This is a genomic window from Kitasatospora sp. NPDC058063 (assembly GCF_042885395.1).
Classification (GTDB): Bacteria; Actinomycetota; Actinomycetes; order Streptomycetales; family Streptomycetaceae; genus Kitasatospora; species Kitasatospora lactacystinica.
Map to the genome: position 1 here is coordinate 124,930 of NZ_JBHVSD010000027.1, position 11,731 is coordinate 136,660.

The window sequence follows — 11,731 nt, forward strand, 5'->3', positions numbered from 1 at the left end:
CCGGCCTGCGGCAGGGCCCGGCCTCAGTCCTGGGGCCGGGCTTTCCCCTTTCCCTTTCCCTCCGTCTTCTCCTTCTTCCGGTCCCGGGCGGCCCGCTCCGCGGCGTCCGCCCGGGCTGCCGCCTCCGCCTTGTCGGCCGCCTCCAGCAGCGTCCGCCCGTGCGCCCTGGTCCGCTCCCGGGCGGCCTGCGGGTCGGCCGTCGCCGTCCAGGCCACGCAGTACATCAGCAGCCGGGAGACGAAGTTGATCCACAGCAGCAGCGCGACCGGCGTGGCGAACGCCCCGTAGAGGCTCCGTCCGGCGATCGAGCCCAGGTAGGAGGCGAGCAGGATCTTCAGCAGCTCGAAGCCGACGGAGCCGATCAGCGCGCCCTGCACGAGGTCCCGGCGGCGCTGGTCGGTGATGCCGGGGAAGGGCGCCAGCAGGTAGGCGAAGAGCAGCATGTCGCACGCTATGGCGATCAGCACGCCGACGGCGGTGAGCAGGTAGCCGCTGTTGAGGCCGATCGCGTCGGCGATCCGGCCGGCCAGCGTGGTCCCGGTGGCGGAGGCGGCGAGTGAGAACAGCGAGACCAGGCCGAGGCCGCCCAGCACCGCCACGTCCCAGGCCTTGCGCAGCACCGGGTTGCCCTCCTCCTGTGGCAGCTGCCACAGGTCCCGGATCGAGGTGCGCATGGTGTCCACCCAGCCGAGGCCGGAGATCAGCAGCAGCGCCCCGCCGACCAGCCCGACGGTGCCCGCGTTGGACACCAGGGCCGGCAGGTTGAGCGCGTCCGAGAGCCCCGGCAGCTGGTCGGAGATGTGCTTCTGCAGCTCGTGCACCCGGTCGTCGCTGAGCGCCGCCGCGGCGATCGCCAGGCCCACCGTGAGCAGCGGGAAGAGGGCGAGGAAGCCGAAGAAGGTGACGGCGCCGGCCAGCCGGTTGCCCCGGGCGGCGGAGAAGTACTCGTACACCCGGTACGGGCGGCTGCGCAGCACCCGGGCCACGAGCGGGCCGAGGACCGGCAGGCGGGTCAGGAAGTCCACCCACCGGTTATACCGGCCCTGTCCCCCGAATGGGCGTCAGGCCCCGGGCGGGTGTCCCGTGGGTTTCGGCGGACCCGGCGGGGACCGGCAGGACGCCCCGCGGCTACCGCTTGACGAGTCGTCGGGCCTTGGCGAGGGCGCGGACGGCCTGGTAGGCCCCGTAGCGGCCGTGGCTGAGCAGTTCGGTGCGCACGCCGTCCACGCCGGCCGGCGGCCGGTAGCCGGCCGGCCGCAGCCGGGCGCAGTGCCCGGCTGCCCGGCGGAAGTACTCGCGGCGGTCGCCGGACGGGACCCGGCCGGGCTTGGAGACCACGGTGTTGAGGTGGTGCAGCATCCGGCCGTAGACGACCGGGCGCCAGCGCTCCAGGTCGGGGCGGCGGTCGAGGAAGGCGAAGACCAGGTCGTACTGGGCGAACACGTCGAAGTGCTTGCGGCTGGCGGTGGCCAGGATGTTGCCGCCCTCCTGGCGCTGGCGGTAGTGCACGCCGACCTGGTCGAGCAGGGTGATCCGGGCGGCGGCGAGCAGCGCCGGGTACGTCCAGGGGGTGTCCTCGTAGTAGCCGGCCGGGAAGACCAGCCGCTGTTCGGCGATGAAGCCGCGGCGGTAGGCCTTGTTCCAGACGACCTGGAGCAGGTCGAGCAGGTCGGGGCGGGCGTCGAGGTCGAAGACGTCCGGGGAGGCGGCGCCGAAGACGTGGGCGGAGGCGGCCCGGGTGATCCGGCCGTCGGCGTAGGTGCGGGCGTAGTCGTAAACCAGGATGTCCGGGTCACCCGTGGCGGTGAGCCGCTCGTCGATGCCCTTCAGCAATCCGGGGGTGAGTGTGTCGTCGCTGTCGAGGAAGATCACGTAGTCCCCGGTGGCGACCTCCAGGCCGGCGTTGCGGGCCCGGCCGAGGCCGACGTTCTCCGGCAGGTGCAGCACCCGGACCCTGGCGTCGGCGGCCGCGGCCTCGTCCAGCAGGGCGCCGCAGCCGTCCGGGGAGCGGTCGTCCACGGCGATCAGTTCGAAGTCCGGGCCGTCCTGGCCGAGTACCGAATCGAGGCATTCGGAGAGGTAGTCCTGGACCTGGTACACGGGGACGATCACGCTGAAACGGGACACGGACCCAGCGTAGTGGTCCCGGGGTGGGCGAGGTCCCCGGAGGTAGGATCGGGGGCGCACGTACGCACCGATCCAAGTGCGGCCAGGCCCCGTACGGGCTGCCACGCTCCTCCAGAGAAAGGCCTGCGTAGCCGATGGCTCCCCGCCTCTCCATCGTCGTCCCGATCTACAACGTCGAGCGCTACCTCGTCGAATGCCTCGACTCGATCGCCGCCCAGACCTTCACGGACTTCGAGTGCGTCATGGTCGACGACGGTTCGAAGGACGGCAGCGCGGCGCTCGCCGAGGCGTACGCGGCCGAGGACTCCCGGTTCCGGCTGGTCCGGCAGGTGAACAAGGGACTCGGCGCGGCCCGCAACACCGGCATCCGGCACATCGACCCGGACTCCGAGTTCCTGTGCTTCGTGGACAGCGACGACTCGATGCCGCCGAGCGCGTACGAGCTGATGATCAACACGCTGGACGAGACCGGCTCGGACTTCTGCACCGGCAACGTGCTGCGCTTCCGCGCCGTGGGCTACTACCAGTCCGGCGGCCACCTGAAGCCGTTCAAGGAGACCAGGCTCAAGACCCACATCACCGAGATCCCGGCGCTGGTCACCGACCGCACCGCGTGGAACAAGGTGTACCGCCGCTCGTTCTTCGACGGCGCCGGCCTGCTCTACCCCGAGGGCATCCTGTACGAGGACGCGCCGGTCAGCGTGCCGCACCACTACCTGGCCAAGAGCGTGGACGTGCTCTCCGAGCCGATCTACCACTGGCGCGAGCGCGAGGTCGGCGAGATGTCGATCACGCAGATGCGCACCAACCCCAAGGGCCTGATCGACCGGGTCGCCTCGGTCGAGCTGGTGCGCGCCTGGCTGATGAAGCAGACCGAGCCGCGCTTCGCCGAGTACCTGCGCTCCTACGACGAGAACACCCTCGTCGAGGAGATCCCGATGTTCTTCTCGTCCCTGGTGGAGGGGGACAAGGACTACCGGGACGCCTACCTCCAGCACGTCGGCCGGCTGCTCCGGGCGATCGGCTCCGACCACGTCGGGCGGCTGCGCGCGCCGGTGCGGCTGAAGTACCACCTGACCCTGTCGGGCCGGATGGACGAGCTGGTCGACCAGATCACGTACGAGCGCGAGAGCGGCGGCGGTGTCCAGGCCCGCGGCCTGCTGCGCCCGTACGCCGACTACCCGTTCCTGCGCGGCGGGCGCAAGAGCGTGCCGGCCGGGGTGCTGAAGCTGGACAACTCGCTGGTCATCCGCAGCCGGCTGTACCGGAGCGTCTGGGAGGACGGGAAGCTGCGGCTGACCGGGCACGCCTACCCGGAGCAGCTGGGCGCGGCCGGCAAGCACGACATGGTCCGCACCCTGGTGCTGCGCGAGGCCAAGGGCCGCCGGGTCATCGCGGTGCCGATGAGGACGACGTACAGCCCCGAGGCCACCGCGAGCTGCCAGCACGACCTGTACAGCTGCGACTGGTCCGGCTTCAACGTGGCCATCGACCCGAAGAGGCTCCGGCACCGCGGCCAGTGGAAGGACGGCAACTGGCGCGTCCTGGTGGCCGGCGCCGGCAAGGGCGGGGTCTACAAGGGCCGGATCTCGGCCGGGTGGAGCGACAGCGCGCAGTTCCTCCCGTCGCACTGGGTCGAGCCGGACGTGCGGATCGTGCCGTGGATCCGGGACAACTTCGTCTACCTCCGGGTGGAGACGGTCAAGGCCCGGGTGACCGGCCTGGCCGCGCACGGCGACCGGCTGGAGGTCTCGGGCGCGGCCCGCTCCGGCCCGAGCTTCGCCGGGGCGCGGCTGCGGCTCACCCACGTCGAGTCGGACCGCCACGTGACCTTCCCGCTGGAGCTGGGCGCCCCGGTCGGCTCGCTCCAGCCGTTCACCGCGCTCGCCCCGGTCGCCGAGCTGACCGCCGTCCGCGAGGCCTGGGCCGAGCTGGACCCGGTGGCCGCCGAGCGCAGCCGCGACCACTGGGACGGCTCCCTGCTGCTGGCCGACGGCAGCACCCTCCCGCTGGCCTGGGACGACCGCAACGCGCCCGAGCGGCTGCACCTGGCGCTGAACCCGCAGGCCCCGGTGGCCGAGCGCCGGGCGCTCTACTCCAAGCCCTCCCCCAACGGGCACCTCCAGTTCACCGACCAGGTGCTCCAGCCACTGGTGGACGACGTGTCCTCGCGCGGCGCCGACGGCTTCCTGCTGAGCGGCTCGTTCCCGCTGCCCGGCGCGCACCGCTGGGAACTGGTGGTCCGTCACAAGTGGCGCGAGGAGGAGCACGCCTACCCGGTGGAGATCTCCGACGGCCGGTTCCGCACCGCGCTGCCCGCCGTGCCGACCGCCTCCTTCGCCGGCCGGGTTCCGCTCTCCCGGGGCACCTGGCACGTCGTCTTCCGCCCGGTCGGCGTGCAGGTGCCCGAACTGCCGGACGCCGCCGCGCTGGTCACCCCGGACTGCTTCGACGTCCTGCCGGTCGTGGTGGAGTCCCGCGGCAAGCGGATACTGCTGGAGCGCCGCGACCACGACGGCCTGTCGCTGGAATCGGACTCGGTGCTGCTGCCCGAGGAGCGGGCCGGCTTCCGCCAGCGCCAGCTGCAGAGCGTGGACTACCCGGCCGCCCGACGGCTGCCGGTGCGCGACACGGTGGTGTACCACACCGGCAAGTACGGCACGTACTCCGGCTCGCCCCGGGCCGTCCACGAGGAGCTGGTCCGCCGCGGCCTGCCGCTGGAGCACCTGTGGGGCAACGACGACATGCAGGCCGAGCTGCCGCAGAGCGCGACCGCGCTGCGGTACCGCAGCCCGGAGTGGTACGAGGCGCTGGCCACCGCCAAGTACGTGGTGGCCAGCACCCACCTGCCCGACTTCTTCGTCCGCCGTCCCGACCAGGTGGTCGTCCAGACCTGGCACGGCACCCCGCTGAAGCAGATCGGCTTCGACTTCGAGAAGGTCTGGTTCACCGACTCCAAGTACCTCAAGAGCCTGGCCCGGGAGGTCCCGAACTGGAGCCTGCTGGTGGCCGGCAACCGCTGGTCGGCCCCGGTTCTGCGGCGCGCCTTCGACTTCAAGGGCGAGATCCTGGAGAGCGGCTCGCCCCGGAACGACCTGCTGTTCGCCTCCGACCGGGAGAAGACCGCCGAGCAGGTCCGGGAGCGGCTCGGCCTGCCCGAGGGCAAGAAGGTCGTGCTCTACGCGCCGACGTGGCGCGAGGACCGGCGCCGGCCGCAGGACGGCTACCAGATCGACCTGCGGATCGACCTGGCGGCGGCCAGGGCCGCGCTCGGTGACGACCAGGTGCTGCTGGTGCGCCGGCACCACCTGATGTGCGGCCAGATCCCGGGCGCCGGCAACGGCTACATCTGGGACGTCGGCAGCTACCCCGACATGGCGGAGCTGCTGCTGATCGCCGACGTGCTGGTGACCGACTACTCGGCGAGCGTGTTCGACTTCGCGGCGACCGGCAAGCCGATCGTGTTCTTCACCTACGACCTGGAGCACTACCGGGACAACCTGCGCGGCTTCAGCCTGAACTTCGAGGCCGAGGCGCCCGGCCCGATGCCGGCCACCTCCGAGGAGCTCGTCTCCGTGCTCGGCCGGGTGGACGGGATCACGGCCGAGTACGCGGACCGGGCCACCGCGTTCCGCGAGGCGTACTGCGACCTGGACGACGGCAAGGCCTCCGCCCGGGTGGTCGACGCGATGCTCCGCAAGGAGTAGCCGCCGCGCACGCTCCGGCAGGCGCCCGGCACCGATCGGTGCCGGGCGCCTGCTTGTTTCCGGGCACCTGTGCGCCCGGGCGGAAGGGACCGAAGGGGCCCGGCGGAAAGGACCGGAACACCGGATCCGCATTCGAACCGGCGTTCCCGGAAATGCATTCCCCGGGGCATTCGAAAAAGCGTGCAATTGACCCCGGCGCCATTTCTGGATGGGATGTTGATTTCCCTTCCGAAGGGCTCCCACCGCCATGCCTGTGCTCACGCGGCTGGTCCTGCCGCACGCCGCCCCCCGGGTGACCGCCGGCCGCCCCGCCGAGGACGAGGACGTCGTCTTCGGGCTGCTGCGCGCCCACTGGCACGGCCGCGGCCTGGAGCTCACCGGCTTCGCCCGCCCGAAGGGCCAGGACACCGCCCGCCCCGGCTCCGCCTGGACCTGGCTGACCCTGCGCCACCAGAACCGGTCCCAGCCGCCGCTGCACCTGCGCTCCCGCCCCCGCCGGATGCCCGAGGTCACCGACGACAGCGCCCAGCCCGAGCACAACCACGACTGGTCCGGCTTCACCGCGCTGATAGCACCCGGCCGGCTCCGCCGCGGGGACCACTGGCTGCTCGGCGACTGGCGGATCGAGGCCACGCTCTTCACCCGCCCCCGCGCCGCCCGGGTGCGCCGCCGGTACGGCGCCCTCGCCCCGCACTGGTGCGGCTCCGGCGAGTACCCGCCGGCCCACTGGGTGGACGACGGCGTCCGGCTCCAGCCGTTCTTCGCCGACGGCCGGCTGCGGCTGCGGCTGGAGCGCCCGGCCGTCCGGATCACCCGCGCCACCCCGGCCCCCGGCGGCCTGGACCTGGGCGGGGTCGCCGACGCCTGCCCCTCCGGCACCGTGCTGCGGCTGCGCCACCGGGAGAGCGACGCGGTGGTCGAGCAGCCGCTCGCCCGCACCGGCAACACCTTCACCGTCCGGGTGCCGTACCGGCCGTTCACCGCCGACGGGCGGGGCAGCGGCAGGCTGGAGCACTGGGACGCCGAACTGCTGCGCCCCGACGGCGGCACCGAACAGCTCTGCCTCGACGAGCGCGGCGGCCCGGTGGCCGGCCAGCACCCGCTGCCCGGCGCCCCGGACCGGGTGCTCTACCTCAAGCACCTCGCCGACGGCCGGCTCCAGCTCTGCGTCCAGCCCGCGGCCGGCCTGGTCGACCGGATCGCCGTACGGGACGGCGGCTTCGAACTGTCCGGCCGCTGCCCGGACCCGGCCGCGGACCGGCTGCAGCTGGTGCTGCGGCACACCGGCTCCGCGAGCGAGGTCCGCACCCCGGTCGCCACCGGCCCGGACGGCCGCTTCCGGGTCCGGGTGCCCGCCGCCCGGACCGGCTCGGACGGCGTCGCGCTGCCGCTGCGCAAGGGCGTCTGGGAGGCCGCCCTGGAGCCGGTCGCCCGCCCCGGGGACGGCCGGCCGCTGCTCGCCGCCCCCGCCGCGCTGTCCGCCGTCCCCGCCGCCACCACCGCCGGCGGCAAGCGGGTGCTGCTGCAGCGCCGGTGGCACGACACCCTGGTGGTGGACTCCACCCCGGTGCTCACCGCCACCGAGCGCAGCGCCTGGACGCAGCGCCGGCTGCGCACCGAGCACTACCCGGCCGCCCGCCGCGCGCCGCTGCGCGAGGCGGTGCTGTACGACGTGTTCGGCGGCCGCGGCTACGCCGACTCCCCGCGCGCGGTGCACACCGAACTCGTGCGCCGCGACGCCCGGTTGGAGCACCTGTGGGTGGTCGACGACGCCCAGGCCGAGCTGCCGCCCGGGATCGTCCCGGTGCGCAGTTGGAGCCCGGAGTGGTACCGCGCGCTGGCCACCTGCCGGTACCTGGTCGGCAACACCCACTTCCCGGACTTCCTGGAGCGCCGTCCCGGCCAGGTCGTCGTGCAGACCTGGCACGGCTCCCTGCTGAAGCGGATCGCCCACGACGTCGAGAGCCCCTGGCTGGCCGACCGCGGCTACCTGGCGGCGCTCGACCGGGAGACGCCGCAGTGGAGCCTGCTGCTCTCCCCCAGCCCGTTCGCCACGCCGATCCTGCGGCGCGCCTTCCGCTACGCCGGCGAGCTGCTGGAGTCCGGGTACCCGCGCAACGACGTGCTCGCCCGACCGGACCCGCGGACCGTCGCCGCCGTCCGCCGACGGCTCGGCGTTCCCGAGGGCCGGCGGATCGTGCTGTACGCGCCGACCTGGCGCGAGGACCAGCAGCGCGGCGACGGCGAGGGCTTCCGGCTCGACCTGCGGCTGGACCTCGACCACGCCCGGCGCCTGCTCGGGCCGGACCACGTGCTGCTGGTCCGCCCGCACGCGCACGTGCGCGAACCGCTGCCCGGCGCCGGCGACGGCTTCCTGTACGACTGCGGGGACTACCCCGACCCGCAGGAACTGCTGCTGGTCGCGGACGTCCTGGTGACCGACTACTCGTCGATCATGTTCGACTTCGCCATCACCGGCCGTCCGATGTACTTCTTCACCTACGACCTGGAGCACTACCGCGACACCCTGCGCGGCTTCTCCTTCGACTTCGAGGCGAACGCCCCCGGCCCGCTGGTGCCGACCTCGGCCGAACTGCTCGGCGCACTGCGCGGACTCGCCGACGGCGACGGCGGACCGCCGCCGGGCTACGCCGAGCGCTACCGGCGCTTCCGGGCCGAGCACTGCGCCCTGGACGACGGCCGCGCGGCCCGCCGGGTGGTCGACCGGATGCTCGAACTCGGCGGCCTGGGAGGCCGGGCGGCGGGGCTGGGCGGGTAGGCGGGAAGTCCGGGCCGGCAGACGCCCCGGTTCACCCGAACGGGTAGCTCCGCCAGGGCCGCCAGACCTCGTCCGCGCCGAAGCGGGAGAGGCCGAAGCCCTCCACCGGGAAGTCCGCCCGGAAGTCCCGCGCCTGCTCGTACGCCTGGTCCAGCACGTCGTCCGACAGTCCGTGGGCGACCGTCACGTGCGGGTGGTACGGGAAGGCCAGCTCGCGGGCCAGCGGGCCGGAGCGGATGTCCGCCTCCAGCAGCCGGCACTCCTGGGCACCCTCCTCGACCCGGACGTACACCACCGGGGAGACCGGGCGGAAGGTCCCGCTGCCGTGCAGCAGCATCCGGAACGGGCGGTGCGCGGCCGCCACCGCCGCCAGGTGCTCCTCGATCTTCGGCAGCGCCTCGGCGGGCACCTCGGTCGGCGGCAGCAGGGTGACGTGGGTGGGTATCGACCGGGCCAGCGGATCGCCGTGCCCGGCCCGGGCGTCCTGGACCGCCGTGCCGTACGGGTCCGGGACGCTCACGGACACGCCGATGGTGACGACCTCGGGGAGGTCGCCACCACCGGGCAGGTGCGTGAGGGGAGTCACCGCTTGGCGGCCGGAAGGAAGCCGATCCGGTCGTACACCGTCTCCAGCGTCACCGACGCCACCGCGCGCGCCTTCTCGGCGCCGATCGCCAGCACCCGGTCCAGCTCCGCCGGGTCGTCCAGGAACACCCGGGTGCGCTCCTGGAAGGGGGTGACCCACTCGGCGAACAGCTCGGCCAGCTCGGTCTTCAGGGCGCCGTACATCTTGCCCTCGAAGTGCTCGACCAGCTGGTCCACCGACCGGCCGCTGAGCGCGGAGTGGATGCGCAGCAGGTTGGAGACGCCCGGCTTCTCCTCCTCGTCGTAGGAGACGACGGTGCCGGTGTCGGTGACGGCGCTCTTGAACTTCTTGGCGCTGGCCTTCGACTCGTCCAGCAGGCTGACCAGGCCCTTGGCCGAGGAGGCCGACTTGCTCATCTTGATGCCCGGGTCCTGGAGGTCCATGATCTTCGCCGTCTCCTTGAGGATGTACGGCTTCGGGATCGTGAACGTGGGGGCGTAGCGCGAGTTGAAGCGCTCGGCGATGTCGCGGGTGATCTCCACGTGCTGGCGCTGGTCCTCGCCGACCGGGACGGCGTCCGCCTGGTAGAGCAGGATGTCCGCGATCTGGAGGATCGGGTAGGTGAACAGGCCGACCGTGGTGCTCTCGGAGCCGTACCGGGAGGACTTGTCCTTGAACTGGGTCATCCGCGAGGCCTCGCCGAAGCCGGTGAGGCAGTTCATCACCCAGGCGAGCTGGGCGTGCTCGGGCACGTGCGACTGGACGAAGAGCGTGCAGTGGTCCGGGTCCAGGCCCGCGCCGAGCAGCTGGGCGGCGGAGATCCGGGTGTTCTCGCGCAGCGTCGCCGGGTCCTGCGGCACCGTGATCGCGTGCAGGTCGACGACCATGTAGAAGGCGTCGTTCTCCTTCTGCAGGTCGACCCACTGGCGCACCGCGCCCAGGTAGTTGCCGAGGTGGAACGAGCCGGAAGTGGGCTGGATGCCGGAGAGCACCCGGGGACGGTCCTTGGCCGGACCGGTGACCGCTGCGTTGACCATGCGCGCCATTGTTCCAGTTCCACCGCTCGCTCAGGAAACCTCCGCCCCCGGAGGTTCGGCCAGTGTGACCGCACTCACCCCGACCCGGGCGATCCGCCGGCCCTCGACCTTGGCCACCGTCAGCAGCACCCCGCCGCCGCCCTCGACCGGAACGCGCACCTGGTCGCCGTCCCGGGGCAGCCGGCCGAGCGCGGCGACCAGGCAGCCCGCCACCGTCTCGTACGGACCCTCGGGCAGGGAGACGCCGGTCTCCTCGGCGAAGTCGCCGAGGTTGAGCAGACCGTCCAGCTCGACGCCACCGCCGGCCAGCCGGCGGGTCGGGGCGGCCTCCGGGCGGTCGTACTCGTCCCGGATCTCGCCGATCACCTCCTCGACCAGGTCCTCCAGGGTGACGATCCCGGCGGTACCGCCGTACTCGTCCACCACGATGGCCAGGTGGTGGCCCTCCCGGCGCATCTCGCCCATCGCCTCCAGCACCAGCTTGGTGCCGGGCAGCAGCTTGACCGGGCGGGCCAGGTCGCGGACCTTGACGGCCTGCTCGCCGCGCGCGCCGTACAGGTCGCGGACGTGGACGAAGCCGACCACCGCGTCGGCGCTGCCCTCGACCACCGGGTAGCGCGAGTGCGGGGAGGTGTCGGCCTGGTGCCGCACGGCGGCCAGCGGGCGCTCGGCGTCCAGGAAGGTCACCTCGGTGCGCGGGACCATCACCTCGCGCAGCTGACGCTCTCCGGCGGAGAACACATCGGCGATCAACGCCCTTTCGTCGCTTCCGAGTTCGGTGTTGGCGGCGACCAGGCCGCGCAGTTCCTCGGAGCTCATCGAGCCGCGGCCCGCCGCCGGGTCGCCGCCGAGCAGCCGGACCATCAGGTTGGTGGAGTGGCCGAGCAGCCAGATCACCGGCCGCAGCACCACCGACATCACGTCCACCACCGGGGCGGCGATGACCGAGATGGACGCGGCGCGCTGCAGGCCGATCCGCTTGGGGGTCAGCTCGCCCAGCACCAGCGAGGCGTAGCTGATCACCAGAGTGAGGCCGACCAGGGCCACCGCGTCGGCCACGCCCGCGGACAGCCCGGCCCGGACGAACAGCGGGGCGACCTTGCCGGACAGGGTGTCCGCGCCGAAGGCGGCCGACAGGAAGCCCATGCAGGTCACCCCGACCTGGACGGCGGCCAGGAAGCGGTTGGGGTCGGCCGCCAGGTGCGCGGCCCGCGCCGCGCGCCGGGTGCCGAGCCCCTCCAGCGTCCGGATCTGGCCCTCGCGCAGCGAGATCAGCGAGATCTCGGCGACGTTGAACAACCCGCCCAGCAGGATGAAGACGAGGACGAGCGCGGCGTCCCCGAGTGTTTCGTTCACAGCGGGCCAGTGTAGGACCGCCGCTGCCGCGAGGACCTGAACACGACGGCGGGCCCCCCCCGGCCGGGGGGGTACGGGCGGGGCGCCGGCGGACCCGGGGGGGGGGGGGGCGGATGTGGGCCCCCCCCGGGCCCCCCGG

General features: G+C 73.1%; 7 protein-coding genes. 2 read left to right on the forward strand and 5 right to left on the reverse strand.

What is annotated here, in order from left to right; translation table 11 throughout:
• Positions 1-23 precede the first annotated feature (23 nt).
• Complete coding sequence (locus ACFVUY_RS35360) at positions 24-1,025, reverse strand: YihY/virulence factor BrkB family protein (RefSeq protein WP_387736349.1); 1,002 nt, start codon at positions 1,023-1,025, stop codon at positions 24-26.
• A 103-nt stretch (positions 1,026-1,128) separates the two neighbouring features.
• A complete protein-coding gene (locus ACFVUY_RS35365) occupies positions 1,129-2,127 on the reverse strand; it encodes a glycosyltransferase family 2 protein (RefSeq protein ID WP_387693198.1) in 999 nt (332 codons plus the stop codon).
• A 134-nt stretch (positions 2,128-2,261) separates the two neighbouring features.
• Here ACFVUY_RS35365 and ACFVUY_RS35370 point away from each other — a divergent pair, with 134 nt between their 5' ends.
• The gene (locus ACFVUY_RS35370) at positions 2,262-5,834 is read left to right on the forward strand and encodes a CDP-glycerol glycerophosphotransferase family protein (protein WP_387693196.1); all 3,573 of its coding nucleotides are present in this window, start codon (positions 2,262-2,264) and stop codon (positions 5,832-5,834) included.
• Positions 5,835-6,081: 247 nt separating this feature from the next.
• Positions 6,082-8,613, forward strand: a complete 2,532-nt coding sequence (locus tag ACFVUY_RS35375; RefSeq protein WP_387693194.1) for a CDP-glycerol glycerophosphotransferase family protein — start codon at positions 6,082-6,084, stop codon at positions 8,611-8,613.
• Between the two features lie 31 nt (positions 8,614-8,644).
• Here ACFVUY_RS35375 and ACFVUY_RS35380 read toward each other — a convergent pair whose 3' ends face one another.
• The 3 genes from ACFVUY_RS35380 to ACFVUY_RS35390 all read right to left on the reverse strand — a co-directional run bounded on the left by ACFVUY_RS35380 (position 8,645) and on the right by ACFVUY_RS35390 (position 11,592).
• Positions 8,645-9,199 (reverse strand): 2'-5' RNA ligase family protein, encoded by a 555-nt coding sequence (locus ACFVUY_RS35380; RefSeq protein ID WP_380542974.1) that lies wholly within the window; start codon positions 9,197-9,199, stop codon positions 8,645-8,647.
• Entirely contained in the window at positions 9,196-10,191 is a 996-nt protein-coding gene (trpS, locus tag ACFVUY_RS35385; protein WP_380542986.1) for a tryptophan--tRNA ligase, read from the reverse strand. Before trpS ends, ACFVUY_RS35380 begins: the two co-directional genes overlap by 4 nt.
• A gap of 75 nt (positions 10,192-10,266) precedes the next feature.
• The gene (locus ACFVUY_RS35390) at positions 10,267-11,592 is read right to left on the reverse strand and encodes a hemolysin family protein (RefSeq protein ID WP_359915475.1); all 1,326 of its coding nucleotides are present in this window, start codon (positions 11,590-11,592) and stop codon (positions 10,267-10,269) included.
• Positions 11,593-11,731 lie beyond the last annotated feature (139 nt).

Coding starts and splice junctions, on each gene's coding strand:
- ACFVUY_RS35375 (WP_387693194.1), top strand. CDS start 6,082: ATGCCTGTGCTCACGCGGCTGGTCCTGCCGCACGCCGCCCCCCGGGTG.
- ACFVUY_RS35370 (WP_387693196.1), top strand. CDS start 2,262: ATGGCTCCCCGCCTCTCCATCGTCGTCCCGATCTACAACGTCGAGCGC.